The following is a 19,219-nucleotide window of genomic DNA, read 5'->3' on the forward strand; positions in this document are numbered from 1 at the left end:
CCGCAGGTGCCCTCCGCTCGGTCGAAGAGCTGGGCCGCGAGGGGTTGCTGGGCATCTGGCCAGCCAGACGGGGGGTTGCTCAGTCAGCAGCTGCTTCCGGCACCTTTGGGCCCACTAGATAGACTGCCCGCCAGGGGCGGAAGTTGGAGTGGAGCTCGTGAACCTCCACGCTGCCGTCGGGGCGCGTGATGGTGCGCGTAATGCGGGTGCGGAATCCGTCCACTGCCCAGTCTACCTGCTTCACCTCGCCGGGGCGCAGGCTGGGGTCCTCAATGTATTGAGGGGGCGGGTGAGGGGTGCGGGAGAGGATGACCGGGGGAGAGACGGTAACCTTCCGCCCGTCGGGGATGCCGTACAACCGCACGGTCAGGCTCGAGCGGGTATAGGCTGTGCGCACCACCATTGGGCCTGGGGTGTCGTTCCGGGCCCGTAGATTCAGGTAGGGCTGGTAGACCGCCGCGTCGTAGCCCACGATGGGGTCGTACCAGCGCACCCGGTAGGCGTGTGGGTTGCGCTCAATGATGGGCAGCCCGGCTTGATAGAGGGCCCGGAAGGCGGTGGTGGAGACCTGGCAGACCCCACCCCCAACCCCTTTTACGGTCCGCCCACCGGAGATAACCAGCGCCTCTTTGAAGCCGTTTTCGGGGGTAATGGAGCCCACCGCCTGGTTGAAGTCAAAAATTCCCCCCGGCGGAACAACGTAGCCGTCCAGGTTGCGCGCGGCGGCGTGGACATTGGCAATGCGCTCAGGGCTCGAGCCCGCGTAGGTGGTGGTGGCCTCGGCTAGGAGCTGCAGTTCCTCGGGACGGGGCAGGTCGGCGGCCCGCACCCGAGCCCGCTTGGGCACCGCCGGTAGGCGGAACTCGCTCAGGTCAGGTCGCAGGAGCTGGACCTCCAGACGCCTTAGGCTTTCGGCCTGGTTGAGCTTGAAGCCGTCCTTTTCCGGGCGCACCTCCAGCCGGCCCCCTGGCCCCACCACGTAGCGGGCGTCCTCGGGCAGGCGGTCGTGGCGGGCGGCAAACTGCGCCAGCAGGCGGCTCAGCCCCTTCCTGTTAACCCGGAGCTCTTCCCCTACCTGGAGCAGGGCTGCCACCTCATCGACCCCTAGGGTATGGCGGTGGACCCTTCCGCCAGGCTCCTCGTAGACCAGGACAATCGGACGGAGGAGTTCGTTGGCTCGAGCAGCTACGCCCTCGAGCATCCCCGCAGTGATGCGAGGGGCGACGGGGCGGGGAAAGAACTCTAGGGTCCTCAGCTCGGGGTGGCGCAGGTAGGTTTCCAGCGCCGCTTGGATGTCCAGCTGGAAGCCGCTTTCCTCGGGAAGCACCTGGTAGCGGCCCTTTCGGTAGACCACCCGGGCGTCCTTGGGGGGACGCTCTAGGCGCCTTGCGATGACCTTTAGGCGCTCCGCTACGGCCTTGGCGTCTAGGTGGGCCACCAGCGGAACCTCTACCTGCCCCCTGAGAGCGGCCACCCGCTCGGCTAGGCGACCGCGGCCCACCGCGAAGGCCCGCTCCGCGGTGGCCCTGGGGTCGGGTTTCCAGCCCAGCTCCGTTGCGGACACCTCCTGGCTTTGATCCCCCGCCTTGAGGGTGAGCCGGGGTGGGGCCTGGTGCTCCCCGGCAGCAGCGATGCGGGCGGTGGCCTCTTCCACGGTCAGCCCTCCTACCCGCACCCCCGCGGCCACTACCCCTGGGTATATTCGCTGCTGGTAATGGTATTCGAGGAGGGCCCAACCCAGCACCAGCCCTGTGAATCCTGCGGTGCCCAGCAACCAAACCCGCCTCATCAGGCTGAGTATAGCGGCTTGCTCCGTGGAGCATGTGAGGCAAGCCTCCGGACCCCATTAAGCCTTGAGCTGGGCGGCGCTAGGACCTGGAGGAGGGGGCCTTGAAGCGCATCCGCAGAGACCTAAGACGTTCCCGCACCCGCTCCTCCCAGCCCTCCCCACAGGCCTCGTAGAGGGTCAGGTCCTCTAGCCCTTGGGGTAGGTAGGGCTGGGCAAAGCTGCCCTCAGGGTCGTCGTGGTAGTAGGCGTAGCCGTGGCCGTGGCCCAAGGCCTTCATCAGGGCGGTAGGGGCGTTGCGCAGGTTGAGGGGGACAGGTGAGTCCGGATAGCGCTCAGCGGCTTGCTGGGCTTTTTCCCAGGCCACGTAGACGCTGTTGGACTTAGGGGCCAGGGCTAGGTAGACCACCAGCTCAGCCAGGGCCAGCTCCCCTTCGGGGCTGCCCAGCAGTTCGTAGGCCTCTTTGGCCGCTACCGCCAGCCGCAGGGCCAGGGGGTCGGCCAGCCCAACGTCCTCCACCGCAATGCGCACCAGGCGGCGAACCAGGTAGAGCGGGTCGGCGCCTGCGGTGAGCATCCGGGCTAGGTAGTACAGCGCTGCGTCCACGTGGCTGCCCCGCACAGCCTTATGCAGGGCCGAGATGAGGTCGTAGAAGTTGTCCCCTCTCCTGTCGAAGGCCAAAGGTCCGCGCCCCAGGGCCTCCTTTGCGTGCTCCAGGGTGATTTTCCCGTTTCCTAGGCTGGCGGCTAGCTCGAGGGCCGAAAGAGCCCGTCGTGCGTCCCCCGAGGAGGCTTGCGCGATGAGTTGGAGGGCCTCGGGGCTGGCCTCTGCCCGGAGGCCCTTGGGGTGAGCCAAGGCCCGCTCCAGCAAGCGGTACAGCGTTGCCTCGCTCAGGGGGTTGAGCAGGTACACCCGAGCGCGCGATCGCAGGGCCGGGCTGAGCTCAAAGGAAGGGTTCTCGGTGGTGGCCCCAACCAGGGTCAGAAGCCCCGACTCCAGGTGGGGCAGGAGGGCGTCCTGCTGGGGCTTGTTTAGGCGGTGTATCTCGTCCAGAAAGAGGAGCAGACCCCCTTGACGCTGGGCCAAGGCCACGGCTTCACGGATTTCCCGGACCCCAGCCTCCACCGCCGAGAGGGTCAGGGCAGTCCGTCCTACCCCCTGGGCCAGCAGCTGGGCCAGGGTGGTCTTGCCACTGCCGGGAGGGCCCCAGAGGATGAGGGAGGAAGGGCGCTGGGTTTCCACCATCCTCCGCAGGGGCTTTCCCGGCCCGGTGAGGTGCTCCTGGCCCACCACCTCGTCCAGGCTGCGGGGTCGTAGGCGCTCGGCTAGAGGTACGCCCACGCCGAGATTGTACCAGGGTGCGGGCCCATCCCTGGCGGTACCCCGGGGGTTCAACCGTATGCTGTTGGGTATGGGGTTGTCGCTTTTTCCCTGGGCGCTTACGCTGCTGGGCCTGCTCCCCCTTTGGTTTTTCCCCCGACAGGAGAACCTCTACCCCGGCGTGCTGTTCCTCCTGGCGGCCCTTATACTGGCCGCTACGGCCAGCCTTTACGCGCGGGCTCCCCTAAGCTCCAGGGTGCGCTTTTTTTGGGTTCTGGGAATCTCCAGCGTAGCCGTTCAGGGGGCGCTTCTCGCCAGCGACGAGCTGGCCCAGCTGCCCGATGGCCTGGTGGTGACAGCTTCGGTGGCCGGCCTGGCTGCTCCCGCCCTTTTTCTCGCTGCCCTTTTCGTCCTTCTGAGGGGTGAGGGTTCTGGCTTGATGTCGGTGCAGGGCGAGGGGGTGTTGCCCCAGAGCGCTCTGCAGGCCTTGGCTCCGGGCCTCGAGGCCCTCTCGAGGGTACGGCCGGTGACGCTCCTCTTGCTCCACACGCATCCCGACCAGCCGGGGGCTGCCCTTTTGGGGTTTTTGCGCAAGCCGGACCTGGTCTTTGAACTAAAACCAGGGCACTTCCTGGTGGTCCTGCAGGGGAGCGGTCCGGAGGGGGCTCAGGTAGTCTTCCGCCGCATCCGGCAGAACCTGGCGATAAGGGCCTACGCCGTTTTGCCTCTCCAGGGCGCCCTTGGGCAAGCCTTGAGGCAGCTCGAGGGGGAGCTGGCCCACTACTACCTAACCCATCACTAACCCCAGCCTCTCCTCGAAAGCCCTCTCCAAGCCGCTCAGCCCCAGCACCTCCCCCAGCGCACGGAAGAAAACCCGGTAGTGCTCGGGGCGGGCGCTTTCGCCCATCAAGCCCAGCCGCAGCACCTTGCCGGCAGTAGGGCCAATGCCGCCAGCTACGGAAACCCCCCTGGCGTAGAGCCCTTTGCGAATTTCGGCCTCGTTGAGCCCCTTGGGGGGGCGCACCACCAGTACGGTGGGTAAGCGGGCCTCGGGGGCTGCGTAGGCGCTGAAGCCCAGCTCCTCCAGGAGCGAGAGCACCGCAGTGTACATCTGCTGAGCCCGCTTTTGCCGGTTCCCCAAGCCCTCTTCCAGGGCTAGCCGCAGGGCTTCTTCCAGGGCGTAGTGCAGCAGCACCGGAGAGGTGCAGAAGTACCCTTCCTGCTCCCAGTAGACCGCTACCCGGGAGAGGTCGGAGTACCACCCCCGCACCTGACCCAAGCATTCCCGTCCTCGCTCGGAGAGGGCGAAGGGGGCTAGGCCGGGTGGGGCCGAGAGGCACTTCTGGCTGCCGGTAAAGGCGTAGTCTACGCCTAGCTGTTGCATGGAGAGGGGCATCATTCCGGCGGTGGTCACCGCGTCCAGCATGAAGAGAGCTCCGTGTTCCTGCACCAGGGGTGCGATGGCCTCCACCGGGTTTAGCACGCCGGTGCTGGTCTCGCCGTGCACCAGGGCCACCAGTTTGTAGGGGCGGCGCTTGAGCTCCTGAGCGACCGCCTGAGGGTCAATGGGATGGCCTGGTTCGGAGCGCAGCACCCGGTAGTCCAACCGGTAGGCGTGGGCGATCTCTACCATTCGCTCGCCAAAGGTGCCGCTTACCAGCAGGAGGACAGGGTCCCCTTCATCGGCCAGGTTGGTCAGACCAGCCTCCATGCCCAGACTTCCCGAACCGGGCAGCGCAGCCAGCAAAGCCCCCTCGCCCGGATCGAATAGATGATTCAGGTAGTTGCGGATGCGTCGGTTGATGGCGAGCACCTCGGGGTCGAGGTGGCCGCGCATCTCCTTGCCAAGTGCAGCTTGGACCCGGGGGTGGATGGGGGTGGGGCCAGGGGTTAGAAGCACCATGCTCGTTTCCTCCAAAAAGAGGGTACCCCGCCGAGCAAACTCGCACGGCCTCTTCCCTGGGGGAAGAGCGCCGTCAGCGGGTAGCTCGAGCGGGGTGGCCGTTCATCGCTTTCCTTGTGTACCCCCTTCCAGCCTGGTTTGGATAGGGAGGCACCTCTGCTCCGAATATACCTGGGGCTTTGGGGTTTGTCAAAAAGGGGCTAAGTGCCCAGTACCACATGAAAAATACCTAAGCCTGCTAGACTAAACTTCGATGAACGATTACTACGCAATACTGGGGGTTTCAAGGGATGCCAGCCCGGAGGAGATCAAGCGGGCCTACCGCAGGCTGGCCCTAAGGTACCACCCCGACAAAAACCCGGGCGACAAGGAGGCAGAGGAGAAGTTCAAGCAGATCAACGAGGCCTATGCGGTGCTGTCTGACCCGGGGAAGCGGGCCCAGTACGACCGCCACGGCACGGTCGCACCGGCTGGAGGAGGGATGGGAGGTGTGGGAGACCTCTTTGACCTCTTTGAGCAGGTGTTCGGCTTTCGTTCCCCCGGGGGGGGACGGGCCCCGCGGGGTGAGGACCTCGAGGTGCGCCTCGAGCTCGAGCTTTCCGACCTGCTCCGCGACGGCGAGAAGGAGCTGGAGTACGACCGGCTGGTGCCCTGTGAGGCCTGTGGGGGCCAGGGGGGTCGGCGTGAGGTCTGCCGGAGCTGCGGGGGACGGGGGACCTTAGAGCAGGTACAGCATACCTTCTTTGGGAGCATGGTAGCCCAAGTGCCCTGCGGGAGTTGCCGTGGGCGTGGATACATTCTGAGAGAAAGCTGTGCCGCGTGTCGGGGCCGGGGCCGGGTGAGCCGCAAGGAGCGCATACGGGTTACCATTCCAGCAGGCATAGAGGAGAACCAGCTCCTCAGGGTTTCGGGTTACGGCAACATTGGTCCGGGGGGGCCGGGGGACCTCTTTGTGCGCCCGGAGATCCGCCCACACCCCCACCTGGTGCGCCAAGGGGCCAACCTGGTCTATGAGCTTAGGCTGGGTCTGGCCCAAGCAGCGCTGGGGGCTCGGGTGCAGGTACCTGGTCTAGAGGGGGAGGTGGCCTTTGAGGTGCCCCCAGGTACGGGGGATGGAGAGGTTTTTGAGCTGGAGGGCTACGGCCTGCCCCGCCCCGGAGGCCGTGGGCGGGGCAGACTGCAGGTGGTGACCCGGATTGAGGTGCCCCGCAACCTGTCCAAAAGAGCCCGCGACCTCTTGCGCCAGTACGCCCAGGAGGTAGGAGAGGAGGTGGCCCCAGAGGGGTTTTGGGAGAAGGTAAAGCGGGTGTTCAAAGGCCCGTAGATCTCAGGGGCTCCTCACCCGCCCGCGGTGGCTCTTTAGTACCTGGTCAAAGCTGGACCGGGCGCGGACCTTCATCTCTTCTATGGCCTTCCAGTTTGGTTGCTGGCAGGTGAGCACTGCGTTGGCCAAGACCTCTGGGTTCCCCGGTGGCTCCACGAAGACCGCGCCCGCATCGCGGCAGAACCCGGCTACCTTGGGGTCGTATGCAATGGCCGCGAAGGGGGTGTGGGCAGCAGCGGCTAGGATAGCTCCGTGAAGCCGCACCGAGACAACGTACCCGGCCTGAGCCAGCAGGTAGCTCACCCGGCGGGGGTCCCAGGCCAGCTCCCGGGTAAAGCTTTTGAACCGTTCTAGCACCGGTTCATCAAAGCCTGGCTGCAGCGCCAGGATCACCACCTCGTAGCCCTCCCCCTGCAGCCGGTCGGCTAGTTTGTGCAGGCTGGCGTTGGCCGCCTCGGTGCCGTATTTGGGGACCAGCACCACCATGTTGGGCTCGCGCTCCACGGGGGGTGGGGAAAGGAGCAAGGCTGGGTCGGCCCCCAGCTGAGCCTCCAGCCCTAACCGACGGGCGTAAGCCAGGGAGTCCCCATCCCGGAAGAGGCAGGGTACACCCCTCAACGCCCGCCGCACCCGCCGCTCGCCCCAAGGGCTCAGCGGACCCAGGGACTGATTAAAGACGAAAACGGGTTTGCCCCGCCGTTGGGCCAGCTGGATAACCGTGAGGTAGTACCAAAGGCTTGCGCGTGAGGTTTTGTCCTGCAAGAGCCCTCCTCCACCCGAGAGGAGCAGGTCTATGCGGCCAAAGGAGCGCCAGAGCTCGAGGGGATGGGCGCGCCTTACCGCTTCTACCCCATAGCGGGCCGCGGTCTCACGGGGGTTGCCGGAGAGCACCAACGGTTCATGCCCACGGGCCCTTACCTCCTGCACAATGGCCTCCAGAATGGCCTCGTCACCTGCGTTTCTAAACCCGTAGTAGCCGCTCACCCCCACGCGCATGGCAACCCTCCGGACAATGCAATGCTATATCTTGGCACGCCTGGCCGTGCTCTGCCCTTATCTGAACCACCATTGGCGTAGCCGCTGGACCAGCCAGACCCCTGCCAGGCCCAAGGCCAGACCAATCAGGATGCCATTGAGCACCCGAAAGAAGGAGATGCTGAGGGGGGTGTGGTAGTGGGAGAAGGTATTTAGGATAGAGCCCATGCCCACGGCCACCAGGACCAGGAGGGCGTTCCTAAACCAGTTGGGCCAGGGCAGAAGGAGGGCCACCGGGGCCAGGGCGTGGGCGAAGATTTCCTTGAAGCGGGGCCGCACCATTACGTCCTGCAGAAGGGCTCTGAGCTGGAGTTCCCACTCCGGCACTAGGCTGGGGGCGGCTTCGTTTCCGCGGCGAAGCACTGCCAGCCCTACCAGGGCCAGCCCTACCAGGGCCAGCCCCACCTCGCCCAACCGCAAGGGGTGGTTGTACAGGGCGGTGAGGGCAGGTTTGTAGGCTCTGGGCAGGAAGGAGAGGCCCACCAGCAGGGGGGGTACCAGTAGGGTGAGGGAAACCCCGCGGAACGGCTCCAGGCCCAGCACGCTTTCGGGGGTGCTGCCCAGGGCAGTTAGGAACACCGCGCCAGCGAGAGAATAGAGCACCCCAGAGAGCCACAATCTGAGCCCCGGCAGGCGTTCTAGGAAGCCCAGGGCAGGGAAGACCATAGCCGCCAGCAGGGGCCCGGCCTCCTCCTGGGCTACCCCTAGGGCCAGCAGCACCAAAAACCCCACTGCCGGTAGGCCCAGAGGTTGGGGTAGGCCCAGCGCCAGCAACCCCAGTCCTGAAAGCACCCCTATCCAGGCTAGATGGCGCAGAGGCCAGGGGGTAAATTCGCGCCCCCGAGGCTCGCCAAGGGGGATGTGGGATCGCTCGAGGTCGTGCCTGAGGATGCGCAGAAAGGCCTCGGTGTCCTCGGGCTCCCGGTAGGGGCGTAGGTAAAGGAGTTGGTGCCCTCGCTCCCGGGCCGCCAGCACGAATTTGTCTGCGGTCTCGGCGGGGGTCAGCCGGTCCTGCCACTCCGGGCGGATGCTAAAGAGTCGGCGCACCGGTAAGGTCTGGGCCAGGGTGGTAAACCCGCGTTGGGGGGTTCCTTCAATCCAGGCGATGGGCTTTCCCGCCAGGCCCGAGGCCACCTCTTCCAGATGGGCCTTGTATCCCAGCACATCTAGACCGGCAAAAATTACCACCTCTGCCTCAGGGGGTACCAGCTCCACGTCGTAGCGGCGGTAGGGGTGGTCAAGGGGACGGGCAGCCAGGTAAAAGCCCTGGGCCTTCAGCTCCCGGACCAGGGACTGGTCGTACCCTGCTGGGAAAAACTCCACGTTGACCGGTGTGGCCAGCCAACTTTGGCCGCCGAACTCTACCCGTTCGGTGGGGATGTTCCAGCGGGCAGCTATCTGGGTCAGCCACCCACTAGGGCCCCCCAAGTAGAACCAGCCTGGCCGGAGTGGGGCCTCTGGGTAGAGAAACCGCAGGGTGTTGTAGGGGTGGTAGACAAGCATACCGCGGTTCACCCAGCTTCGCACGGGCTGTTCGTAGAGGGCCACCCCTTCCACCCCGAGGGCCCGGTAGGTTTGCATGAGCTCTAAGAAGCCCTTTCCCTGGGCCCTGGCCCGCTCCGCCACCTCTTCCCCGTCCATAATGAGCACCACTGGGCCGGGATGCTCGGCCTGTATGCGGGGCAGCAGGGCTGGAAAGGAAAGCAATGCTGAGGCGGCCACAGCGATTCGCAAGGGGAGCTTCCAATTCACGTAGGGCCTCCTAGGACGCTTGTAGGTTGTTCAGCAGACTCCTGACCCGGGCGGTAAGCATGGCCAGGGCCTCCTGGTTGCGTCCCCCGTGGGGGATGATCACATCGGCATAGCGCTTGGAGGGCTCCACGAAGGAGAGATGCATGGGGCGTACCTGTTCTAGGTATTGGCGGATTACGCTTTCTACGGTGCGCCCCCGCTCCTGCAGGTCCCGCTGTAAGCGCCTTATAAACCGCACGTCGGGGTCGGTGTCCACGTAGACCTTGAGGTTCATCTCGGCCCTTAGGCGCTCATCAAAGAACAGCAGAATGCCCTCCAGCACCACCACTGGGGCAGGTCGGACCAAGATGGTCTCGAAGGTGCGGGTGTACTCTCTGAAGGAGTAGACCGGCACCTTCACGGCCTGCCCTTGGGTGAGCCGCTTTACGTGTTCCAGGTAGAGCTCGAGGTCAAAGGCCTCAGGGTGGTCGTAGCTGAGACGGCGGCGCTCCTCCAAAGGGAGGTGTTCGTTGGCCTTGTAGTAGTTGTCCATGGGCAGTAGGGCCACAAACTCCGGCCCCACCGCCTCCAGGATGGCCTCGGTTACGGTTGTCTTGCCGCTGCCGCTGCCCCCTGCAATGCCGATGACAAAGGCTCGACCCACGGCGCCCATCATACGCCGCGCCCACGCCCCTGGGTAGGAGCCCTGCTAGGGTGTAGAGTGTGGGCGGCTATGGTGGTTCTAACCGGGGAGATTTTCGTGGAAATGCTGGGCCGCAATCCCATTGACCACGCAACCCTGAACTACGTTGGCGCCTTGAGAGGAGCGGCCCTCGACGCCGCTACCACCTTGGCCAGGGTGGGCGTCCCCACGCGTTTTGTGGGCGAGGTGGGGCAGGACTTTTTGGGCCGATGGGCCTTGGCCCGCATCGCCGAGCGCCGCGTAGAGACCCGATTTATCCGGGAGGTTCCAGGGATTGCCACACCCCTTTGCCTGGTTGAGCTGGACGAGCAGGGTGAGCCCCGGCACAGCTTCTACCGGAGCTACGGGACGAGCCTTTTTGAGCCCGACAGCGCGGCGATGGCCCGCGCCAAGTGGTTCCACTTTGGTTCGCCATCCTCCTTCCAACCCCGCAACATACCCGGCATCCAGAAGCTTTTGGAGATTGCCCTCGAGCACGATGTCCCGGTCAGCTTCGACCCCAACCTGCACACCCCACCCGACGAGGCTTACTGGGAGCAGCTAAGGCGCTACCTGCCCTATATCTCGGTGCTCAAGGCTAGCCTGGACGACGCCCGTCAGCTTTTCCCCTTGGCCAGAGCGGAACCTCAGGGCTTGCTGGAGCGCCTGGTGGAGCTGGGGGTCCCGATAACAGTGCTGACTTTGGGGGAGCAGGGGGCCTGGGCCGCCTTCCGTACCCGCGTGTACCGGGTGCCAGCGGTGCGGGTGCGGGTAGCGGACACTGTGGGGGCGGGGGATGCCTTCACCGCTGGGTTGATATACAGCTTCCTAAAACAGGAGCTGACCTCTCGGCTCGAGCTCCTGGCCTGGGATGGTGCGCAGCTCCCGGTCATCCTGGCGGCCTCCTGCCACCTGGCCGCCATCACCTGCGCGGTAGAGGGAGCCTACCCCCCCGAGGGACCCCTCAACGCCTGGTGGGAGCGCTTTGGGTGATTCGGTTCAAACCTGGGCCAAGGAGCGGGCGTCCTGGGCCATGGCATGGCCGATGGCCTTTTCGTGGCCCTCAACCTCGAAGGCGTGCAGCTTGCTGGTGTCTATGAGCAGCTCTACGCTGTCCCCAGGGCGCACCATGGCGTGGCCGTCCACCTTGGCGGTGAGGATATGGCCCCCTATCTCGACGTGAATTTCGGTGTCGGCCCCCAGCGGCTCCACCACCTCTACCCTAGCCCGCACCACGTTTTCCCCCTCTGGGATGGAGGTCCAGCCTTTCAAGCCGATGTGCTCGGGGCGGATGCCCATCCAGACCTCCTTGCCGTTGTAGGGCATCAGGCTGGTGCCCAGGACGCCGTTGGTCCGCACCTTGAAGCCTTCGCCTGCCAGGTAAACGTTGCCGCCTTCTAGCTGCACCCTGGAGCGGATGAAGTTCATGGAGGGGGAGCCGATGAAGCCTGCCACAAACTTGTTGCCGGGGTAGTCGTAGAGGTTGAGGGGGGTATCCACCTGCTGGATTTCCCCGTCCTTCATCACCACGATGCGCTGGCCCAGGGTCATAGCCTCCACCTGGTCGTGGGTGACGTAGATGGTGGTTACCCCCAGGCGGCGCTGTAGCTTGGCGATCTCAGCTCGCATCTCCACCCGGAGCTTGGCGTCTAGGTTGGAGAGGGGCTCGTCCATGAGGAAGACCTTGGGCTCCCGTACGATGGCCCGGCCCATGGCCACCCGCTGGCGCTGGCCGCCGGAGAGCTCCCGGGGTTTGCGGTTTAGGAGGTGCTCGATCTTCAGAATCTGGGCTGCTTCCTTCACCCGGCGGTCAATCTCGTCCTTGGGGTAGCGGCGCAGGCGCAGGCCAAAGGCCATGTTCTCGTAGACGTTCATGTGGGGGTAGAGGGCGTAGTTCTGGAAGACCATGGCGATGTCCCGGTCCTTGGGGGGTACGTCGTTGACCAGCCGGTCGCCGATGTAGAGCTTGCCCTCGGTGATATCCTCCAGGCCCGCGATCATGCGCAGGGTGGTGGTCTTGCCGCAGCCTGAAGGGCCCACAAAGACCACGAACTCACCGTCTTCGGTCTCGAGGTTGAAATCCTTTACCGCCGTGACCTTGTTGCCGTAGCGTTTGTAAACGTGTTCCAGCCTAATTTTCGCCATTTCGGCCTCCTGGCAGTACCCCTCCCACGCTGTGAGTCACCGCTGCACGGGCCCATCGGGGATTACGGGTACACCGCCAGTTTAACTGGGAAAAGCTACACCCATCAAGCGCCGACTCCCTACCGCGGTAAAAAGCCCGGCGCTCGCTGATTTTCCCCAATCTGGAGGCCCCACGGCAATTGTTTTTGGGCACCCCAGCAGGGCCCCAGGCGAAGGAGAGCCCTCCGGGGGCACCTAATCGGCGGCCTCACCGGCCCCTATGGGCTTGCGCTTGAGGTTTTGTACCACTAGCTCGGAAATGTCGAGCACCCTGGGGGCCTGGCCTTCGGGCTCCTGGGTGGCTTCCAGGTTCATCATCTGCATGCAGAAGGGGCAGCCCACCGCGATGGTTTTAGCTCCGGTTCCCCTGAGCTCGCGGTAGCGGTGGGCGGAGACCCGCTCCTCGCCCGGTTCTTCCTCCTTCCAGAATTGGGCTCCGCCCGCCCCACAGCAGAAGCTCTCCCGGCCGTGCCGGGGGGGCTCTTGCAGCTTGAGGCCGGTAGCTTGGATGACCCGACGGGGCTGGTCAAACACGCCGTTGTGCCGGCCCAGGTAGCAGGGGTCGTGGTAGGTGACTTCGCCGGTCGTGGGCAGGAGCTCGAGCCGCCCGGCGCCAATAAGCTCCGCGATAAACTCGGTGTGGTGCTTGACGGTGTAGGCACCGCCAAAGTCCTTGTACTCGTTGGCCAGGGTATGAAAGCAGTGGGGGCAGGTGGTCACGATGGTCTTGGGTCTGGCCTCCATCGCCGCGTTGAGCGTCGCCACGTTCTCAGTGGCCAGCTGCATGAACAAAAACTCGTTGCCGGCCCGCCGGGCTGCATCCCCGGTGCACCGTTCTTCCCTGCCCAGCACTGCCCAGCTCACCCCGGCCTCGTGCAGGATTTCGGCAAAGGCCCGGGCAGTCTTTTGGGCCCGGGGGTCGTAGGCCGGAGCGCAGCCCACCCAGTAGAGCACCTCGGCCTCGGGGTTTTGCGAGAGGGTCTTAACCTCGAAAGGAAGCCCCTCCGCCCAAGCCAGCCGCTTGTCGGCCCCCAGGTTCCAGGGGTTGCCGTTGCGCTCCATGCCCCGGAAGGCATTGTTGAGCTGAGCGGGAAACTCCCCCTGCATCATCACCCGCTCGCGCCGCACGTCCAGGATGTGTAGCATGGGCTCGTTGCCTACCGGGCACACTTCCACACAGGCATTGCAGGTGGTGCAGGCCCAGATAGACTCTTCGTTCATGGCAAAGTCCATCAGGGGACGCGGACTCTCCTTACCTGCGGCGAAGTCGGGCAGAATCTGGTTCAGCTCGTAGCGCTCGCTGATCAGGATGGCCGCCGGGGAGAGGGCCTTGCCGGTGGTGTAGGCCGGGCAGACCTCCTGGCACCGGTTGCACATGATGCAACTGTAGGCATCCAGCAGGCGGGGCCAGGTGAAGTCCTCCAGCTTGGCTACCCCGAACTTCTCCAGCTTTTCTAGTTCCTCAAAGTCCCTGGCGATGGGCAGGAGGGCTCCCGGCTTTTCCTTCTTGAAGGCCAGGTTCAAAGGGGCCAGGAACAGGTGGATGTGCTTGGAACGGGCAAAGTAGGGGATGAAGAGCAGGATAGAGCCGATGGCAAACCACCAGAAAACGTGCTCGAGGATCACAATCCGGTCTACGTCCACCCAGAGGAAAAGCCCCGAGACCAGGCTGGCCACCGGCTGGTAGGGGTCAGGGCCATAGTCCAAGTTGGCGGCCTGGGCCGCTTTGTGGAGCAGCCGGCTGCCCACATGAAAGAGAATGAAGCCCCCCACGATGGCGCTGTCGGTGGGGATGCCCTGGCGCACCCGCTCGTGCAGGGGAGTCTTCTCATTCCAGGTAAAGGTTTTGCGGCCCGCAGGGGAGTAGCGCCGGATTAGGAGGCCAGTAATCCCCACCAAAATCAGGGCTGTGAGGAGGTCGGCCACCAGGTTGTAGCCGTTCCAGAAGCCCCCCCGGGCTTTGAAGGGGAAGAGGCCCTCGAGCACGTCCACCAGGTTCACGCTCAGGTAAAACACAAAGCCGTAGAACACAAAGGCGTGCAAGAGGCTCACCCAGGGCCGCTTTTTGAAGACCGTCTGCATGGTGAGGGTCTGCCAGAGGGCTCTCCCAAGACGCTCGGGTAGCCGGTTGAACCGATCTTCCGGCTGGCCCCGGCGGATGGCCCGGTAGACCCGCAGCAGGGCCTGGCCACCGAAGTAGGCCGAGCCCAGCACCAGGAGCAGGAAGAGCACTTTTTCAGGAATCGTCAGCATGAAACCCCTTTTAGGCTACAAAATTATACTCGGTACAAGTTTATCCGTGCCCCCGTCTTCTGGCAAGACAGGCACCCCCCGTGTGTACCTACCCCCAACTGCGCCCTTCGACAGGGGGGATGGCAGCCGTTATTATCGTGAGCGGCATGAACGGGCAAAAGCCCGGAAAGGAGTTTTGGTGATGAAATCCCCCGTGCGTGTAGCGGTAACCGGTGCGGCAGGTCAGATTGGGTATAGCCTGCTCTTTCGGATTGCAGCAGGCGAGATGCTGGGCAAGGATCAGCCGGTCATCCTCCAGCTTTTGGAGATTCCCCCAGCGATGAAGGCTCTAAATGGGGTAATCATGGAGCTGGAGGACTGTGCCTTTCCCACTTTAGCAGGCATAGTGGCCACCGACGACCCCATGGTGGCCTTTGCTGATGCCGATTATGCGCTGCTGGTGGGAGCTATGCCCCGCAAGCAGGGCATGGAGCGGGCCGACCTATTGCAGGCCAATGGGGCCATCTTTACCGCCCAGGGGCGGGCTCTTTCGGAGGTGGCCCGTCGGCAGGTGAAGGTGCTGGTGGTGGGCAATCCGGCCAACACCAACGCCCTCATCACCTACAAAAACGCCCCCAACCTCTCGCCCCGCCAGATTCACGCCATGACCCGTCTTGACCACAACCGGGCCATCTCCCAGCTTGCCGCCCGGCTGGGGGTGCCGGTGGGTGAGATTAGGAAGATGACCGTCTGGGGCAACCACTCCCTCACCCAGTACCCCGACCTCTTCCACTGCGAGGTGGGAGGTAGGAACGCTTACGAGCTGGTGGGGGACCACGACTGGTACGTCAACACCTACATTCCCAAGGTGGCCCGGAGGGGCGCGGAGATCATCGAGGCTCGAGGGGCCTCCTCAGCGGCCAGCGCGGCCAGCGCGGCCATCGACCATATGCGGAACTGGGCCTTAGGAACGCCTGAGAACGACTGGGTGAGCATGGCGGTGCCCTCCGACGGTTCTTACGGGATTCCCGAGGGGCTGGTCTACAGCTATCCCTGCATCTGTAAGGGCGGCGACTTCCAAATCGTGCAAGGGTTGGAGATCAACGAGTTCAGCCGCTCCCGAATGGACGCCAGCGCCAAGGAGTTGGCCGAGGAGCGGGATGCGGTGCTGCAGCTTGGGCTGATTGGGTAATGCCGGGGCCGCGCTCCGGGCTTCAACGAGAGCTTATGCTACCCTAGGGTAGATGCTCCGCCGAGCCCTTTTGGGGTTGCTTTGCGCAGGTTTTCTGATGGGCGAGGCCTGGTGGGGCAAGGGAGCACCGAGCGGCCCGCCTCGCGCCTACAGCGCCACCGCCCAGGTGGTGGCCCTAAGGCCCCTGGGCGGTGGGGCGTGCCGGGTGCAGGTGCGGCTTCACCAATGGGTCTCCCTTAGCCAGGGCTTCAGCTTGGAAGAAATACCCCAGCGCGGTCGGCTCTACGACCTCTGGGCTAACCCTGAGCAGTGCGCGGCGCTCCAGGTGGCCCAGGTCGAGGCTGCAGGGCATATCTACTACCAGGCCAGCGAAACTTCCCTGGGCGCTTGGCGCCTGAGGGGCATTCCCACCGCTGCGCTGGGGTGTGCTGGGCCTTAGGTGGGGCTCGAGCCGTAGCGCTTTTGGATGTATTCCTCCACCATTGCGATGAACTCTTCGGCAATGCGGTCGCCCTTCAGGGTAGCGGCGAGCCGGCCGTCTATGTAGACTGGGGCCCTCGGGGCCTCTCCGGTGCCGGGGAGCGAGATGCCGATGTCGGCGTGCTTGGACTCCCCGGGGCCGTTGACCACGCACCCCATCACGGCTACCTTTAGGTTCTCCACGCCAGGGTAAAGGCGCCTCCAGTGGGGCATCTGTGCGCTGAGGTGGCTCGAAACCCGCTGGGCGAGTTCTTGAAAGAAGGTGCTGGTGGTGCGGCCGCAGCCGGGACAGCTCGCTACGCTTGGGGCGAACTGCCGGATCCCCACCGCTTGAAGAATTTCCAGGGCCACTTCCACCTCTTTGGTGCGGGGCTCGCCGGGGGCAGGGGTGATGGAGACCCGGATGGTATCCCCGATGCCCTCGGCCAACAGGGGCACCAAGCCGGCGGCGCTGTTGACGATGCCGCTGACCCCCATGCCCGCTTCGGTAAGGCCGAGATGCAGGGGGGCGGGGGTGCGCCGGGCCAGCTCCCGGTAGACCCACCAGAGATCAGGGGCTCGGGAAACCTTGGCTGAGAGAATGATCTTGTCCTCGCTAAGGCCATACTTCAGGGCCCACTCGTAGCTGCGCACCGCCGATTCCACGATGGTCTTCAGGGTTACTTGGTGGGCTTCCTGGGGTTCTGGCAGTCTGGCGTTGGCCTCCATCATTTCGTCCAGAAGACCTGTGTCCAGGGAGCCCCAGTTTACGCCAATCCGCACCGGTTTTCCGAAATCTAAGGCCACCTCGCACATGGTGCGGAAGTTGGGGTCTTGTTGCTTGCCCCGGCCTACCGTGCCTGGGTTGATGCGGTACTTGTCCAGCGCCTGGGCCATATCGGGGTATTTGCGCAGGAGGATGTGGCCGTTGAAGTGGAAATCTCCTACCAAAGGCACCTCCACGCCCAAGTCGAGGAGCCTGCGCTTTATGTCGGGTACTGCCCGGGCAGCCTCTTCGTGGTTGACGGTTATGCGCACCACTTCAGAGCCCGCTCGAGCCAGGGCCCAGACCTGCCCCACCGTGGCCTCCACATCGGCGGTGTCGGTATTGGTCATGGACTGCACGACCACCGGGTGGTCGCCCCCTATGGGCACCCTGCCTACCCAGACCGTGGGGGTTTTGCGGCGCTTCACCATACCCCTTCCAGTCTAATATGCGCGCAAGCTGGAAAGTGGGCTGGCTCGAGCTTTCGCAAAAAAAGGCGGAGCGGCTTGCCGCTCCGCGGGAGAACCTTGGGGACTAGGCTTGTTCCTGAGGGGTGGACTTGACCTCCGCAGCCTCGCGGGCGGCTTGGGCCTTGGCCTCCGCGTCCTGGTTGAGCCGCTTGCGGTCGCCCTTGATTCGGGCAGCCTTGCCGCGCAGGGCGCGCAGGTAGTAGAGCTTGGCCCGCCGCACCTTTCCTCGGCTGACCACCTGGACGCTTTCAATGAGGGGGGAGTTGAAGGGGAAGACCCGTTCTACTCCTTCGTTGAAGGAGATTTTGCGCACCGTGAAGGAGCTGTTGTAGCCGTTGCGTTTGATTTTGATGACCACACCCTCATAGGCTTGGATCCGGCTGCGGTTGCCCTCCACGACCTTGTAGTTGACCCGCACAGTGTCGCCAGGCTTGAAATCTGGGATGTCGGTGCGGGTGTACTTGGCCTCAACCACCTTGAGCAAAGCACCACGGTTCATGTTTTCTCCTCGCTCCAGCGGAACCATTTTTGGTTCATGGAAAGGGGCCCTGGGGCGTATCCGCCGAGCAGATACTCGGGCGAAACCAGATTATTCTACCAATCAGAAGAGGGCTTGTCAAAAGCCTTCCCTTTGGGGCGTGGGGGTGCACTGCGGTTGCGGGTGATGGGCAGAAGGGTTGGTGGGGATTGGCTGATTTGGTGAGGGCACGCTAGACAACCCCCAGAGGTTCGCCTATAATCGCTGAGGTCGCTGAGGAAGCCCGCTTTTCTCAGCACGCCTCCGGACCGCTAGCTCAGTGGTAGAGCAACCGACTTTTAATCGGTTGGTCGCAGGTTCGAATCCTGCGCGGTCCACCAAGAGGCCCTGCCCTCCCTCGGGCGGGGCTTGTTTTTGGGCCTATATACTGAGCGCAATGCGCCCCCACACCACCCCTTGGTATCTGGTGTTGTCCTCCTACTGGTTTGCCAGCAGCTTCAAGTGGTTCTTGATTCTCCTGGTTCTGCTTCCCGCGCGGGTGGCGGAGCTGGTCCCGGAGGTAGAACGGGCTACCCGCCTGGGCTTTCTGTTTGCTTTGGGAGCGGCAATGGCCCTCATCGGGCCTCCCCTGTGGGGCTATGTCTCCGACCGGGTGGGTCGCCGGATGCCCTTTTTGGCAATTGGGGCTGTGCTTACCGCAGCCGCTCTGGTCTGGATGGCCTATGCCCCCAGCTACTTCCAGCTGGTGTTGGCCTATTTGCTGCTGCAGGTCGCCGACGACATGGCCACCGGTCCCTACTCCGCCCTTATCCCTGACCTGGCCGCTCGCCGGGAACGGGGGGTGGCCTCGGGGTGGCTTGGCACCCTGCAGGTAAGCGGACAGGTGGCGGCTGGGGTCACGGGCTTCCTCCTAGCCCAGCTTCAGCTCCAGTTTTTGCTTGTTGCCCTGCTCAACCTGCTGACGGCCGCGCTGACCCTGCGCTACATCGGGGAGGTTTCCCTAAGGCCGCAGCGCCGGGGTTTGCTCCAGAGCCTGATGGCCCCGTGGCGCAGCGCCGATTTCCGCTGGGTCTGGCTCACCCGATTTTTGGTCATGTTGGCCCAGTATGGCGTGCAGACCTATTTGCAGTACTACCTGGCCGATGTGGTGCAGAGCTTTAATGCCTTTGGCCGGGTTCTGGCTACGGAGGCCTTTCAGGCGGTGGCCCTCCTGGGCTTGCTCATCTCGGTAGGGGCGGCCCTGGCTGCGGTTCCAGCCGGCCGCATCTCCGACCGGAAGGGGCGCAAGCCGCTCATCTACCTCGCTGGGGCGGGGCTGGCTGTGCTGATGCTGCCCCTTTGGCTCCTGCCGCGCTTTGACCTCCTGTTGGTGCTGTCGTTGTTTTTCGGTTTGCTGTACGGAGCCTACCTGGCGGTGGACTGGGCCCTGGTGGCAGATGTTCTGCCGAGCCCCGAGGCTCACGCCACCGATATGGGTCTCTGGCAGACCTCTATCGTGCTGCCCCAGGTGCTGGCGGGTGCTTTTGGGGGTGTTTTGGATGGCCTCAATCGGCAAAGCGAGGGGCTTGGCTACACGGTGCTCTTCCTGCTGGCGGCGGTGTGCTTCGTGCTGGGCACCCTGCTGGTTCGCCAAATCCGCTCGGTTCGGTAGGGGGC

The 19,219-nt window shown here is 64.4% G+C and carries 16 protein-coding genes and 1 tRNA gene; 7 read left to right on the forward strand and 10 right to left on the reverse strand.

From position 1 onward, the window contains the following. Positions 1-79: 79 nt before the first annotated feature. Both NZ849_RS02350 and NZ849_RS02355 read right to left on the reverse strand, forming a co-directional pair. Positions 80-1,789 (reverse strand): VanW family protein, encoded by a 1,710-nt coding sequence (locus NZ849_RS02350; protein ID WP_295403595.1) that lies wholly within the window; start codon positions 1,787-1,789, stop codon positions 80-82. Positions 1,790-1,868: 79 nt separating this feature from the next. Beyond that, positions 1,869-3,128, reverse strand: coding sequence for a replication-associated recombination protein A (locus tag NZ849_RS02355; protein ID WP_295403598.1), 1,260 nt, complete (start codon positions 3,126-3,128; stop codon positions 1,869-1,871). A gap of 70 nt (positions 3,129-3,198) precedes the next feature. On the opposite strand from NZ849_RS02355, the gene NZ849_RS02360 reads away from it, so the two are divergent. Beyond that, positions 3,199-3,909: a diguanylate cyclase gene (locus NZ849_RS02360; RefSeq protein ID WP_295403601.1), complete on the forward strand. Its 711-nt coding sequence runs from the start codon at positions 3,199-3,201 to the stop codon at positions 3,907-3,909. Here NZ849_RS02360 and NZ849_RS02365 read toward each other — a convergent pair. Next, on the reverse strand, positions 3,895-5,010 hold the full coding sequence (locus NZ849_RS02365; protein ID WP_295403603.1) for an aminotransferase class V-fold PLP-dependent enzyme: 1,116 nt from the start codon (positions 5,008-5,010) through the stop codon (positions 3,895-3,897). The two genes, NZ849_RS02360 and NZ849_RS02365, sit on opposite strands and share 15 nt — an antisense overlap. 253 nt (positions 5,011-5,263) lie before the next feature. On the opposite strand from NZ849_RS02365, the gene NZ849_RS02370 reads away from it, so the two are divergent. Continuing rightward, a complete protein-coding gene (locus NZ849_RS02370; RefSeq protein ID WP_295403606.1) occupies positions 5,264-6,334 on the forward strand; it encodes a J domain-containing protein in 1,071 nt (356 codons plus the stop codon). A 3-nt stretch (positions 6,335-6,337) separates the two neighbouring features. On the opposite strand, the gene csaB is transcribed toward NZ849_RS02370, so the two are convergent. Genes csaB through udk form a run of 3 tightly spaced genes read right to left on the reverse strand, consistent with a single transcriptional unit; the run spans position 6,338 to position 9,776 of the window. Next, complete coding sequence (csaB, locus tag NZ849_RS02375; RefSeq protein WP_295403609.1) at positions 6,338-7,330, reverse strand: polysaccharide pyruvyl transferase CsaB; 993 nt, start codon at positions 7,328-7,330, stop codon at positions 6,338-6,340. Between the two features lie 57 nt (positions 7,331-7,387). Then, positions 7,388-9,121 carry a DUF5693 family protein gene (locus NZ849_RS02380; RefSeq protein WP_295403612.1) on the reverse strand — a complete coding sequence of 578 codons (1,734 nt, stop codon included), beginning with the start codon at positions 9,119-9,121 and terminating at the stop codon, positions 7,388-7,390. Between the two features lie 10 nt (positions 9,122-9,131). Continuing rightward, complete coding sequence (gene udk / locus NZ849_RS02385; protein ID WP_295403615.1) at positions 9,132-9,776, reverse strand: uridine kinase; 645 nt, start codon at positions 9,774-9,776, stop codon at positions 9,132-9,134. Positions 9,777-9,833: 57 nt separating this feature from the next. On the opposite strand from udk, the gene NZ849_RS02390 reads away from it, so the two are divergent. Then, positions 9,834-10,775 carry a carbohydrate kinase family protein gene (locus tag NZ849_RS02390; protein ID WP_295403618.1) on the forward strand — a complete coding sequence of 314 codons (942 nt, stop codon included), beginning with the start codon at positions 9,834-9,836 and terminating at the stop codon, positions 10,773-10,775. 6 nt (positions 10,776-10,781) lie between these two features. Here NZ849_RS02390 and NZ849_RS02395 read toward each other — a convergent pair whose 3' ends face one another. Then, positions 10,782-11,927: an ABC transporter ATP-binding protein gene (locus tag NZ849_RS02395; protein ID WP_295403621.1), complete on the reverse strand. Its 1,146-nt coding sequence runs from the start codon at positions 11,925-11,927 to the stop codon at positions 10,782-10,784. A 234-nt stretch (positions 11,928-12,161) separates the two neighbouring features. Further along, a complete protein-coding gene (locus tag NZ849_RS02400; protein ID WP_295403625.1) occupies positions 12,162-14,219 on the reverse strand; it encodes a (Fe-S)-binding protein in 2,058 nt (685 codons plus the stop codon). A gap of 181 nt (positions 14,220-14,400) precedes the next feature. Between NZ849_RS02400 and NZ849_RS02405 the strand changes: the two genes are divergently transcribed. Both NZ849_RS02405 and NZ849_RS02410 read left to right on the forward strand, forming a co-directional pair. Further along, positions 14,401-15,390, forward strand: coding sequence for a malate dehydrogenase (locus NZ849_RS02405; RefSeq protein ID WP_295403628.1), 990 nt, complete (start codon positions 14,401-14,403; stop codon positions 15,388-15,390). 52 nt (positions 15,391-15,442) lie between these two features. After that, positions 15,443-15,829, forward strand: coding sequence for a hypothetical protein (locus NZ849_RS02410; RefSeq protein WP_295403631.1), 387 nt, complete (start codon positions 15,443-15,445; stop codon positions 15,827-15,829). Here NZ849_RS02410 and ispG read toward each other — a convergent pair. Together ispG and rplS are read right to left on the reverse strand one after the other, a co-directional pair. Further along, complete coding sequence (gene ispG, locus NZ849_RS02415) at positions 15,826-17,046, reverse strand: flavodoxin-dependent (E)-4-hydroxy-3-methylbut-2-enyl-diphosphate synthase (protein WP_295403634.1); 1,221 nt, start codon at positions 17,044-17,046, stop codon at positions 15,826-15,828. The genes NZ849_RS02410 and ispG overlap by 4 nt on opposite strands. Before the next feature lie 103 nt (positions 17,047-17,149). Further along, positions 17,150-17,584, reverse strand: coding sequence for a 50S ribosomal protein L19 (gene rplS / locus NZ849_RS02420; protein WP_295403637.1), 435 nt, complete (start codon positions 17,582-17,584; stop codon positions 17,150-17,152). A gap of 284 nt (positions 17,585-17,868) precedes the next feature. Between rplS and NZ849_RS02425 the strand changes: the two genes are divergently transcribed. Together NZ849_RS02425 and NZ849_RS02430 are read left to right on the forward strand one after the other, a co-directional pair. Next, positions 17,869-17,943 (forward strand) — tRNA-Lys (locus tag NZ849_RS02425). A 56-nt stretch (positions 17,944-17,999) separates the two neighbouring features. Continuing rightward, complete coding sequence (locus NZ849_RS02430; protein ID WP_295403641.1) at positions 18,000-19,214, forward strand: MFS transporter; 1,215 nt, start codon at positions 18,000-18,002, stop codon at positions 19,212-19,214. The last annotated feature ends 5 nt before the right edge of the window (positions 19,215-19,219 follow it).

This window comes from Meiothermus sp., from assembly GCF_025060375.1.
Classification (GTDB): Bacteria; Deinococcota; Deinococci; order Deinococcales; family Thermaceae; genus Meiothermus.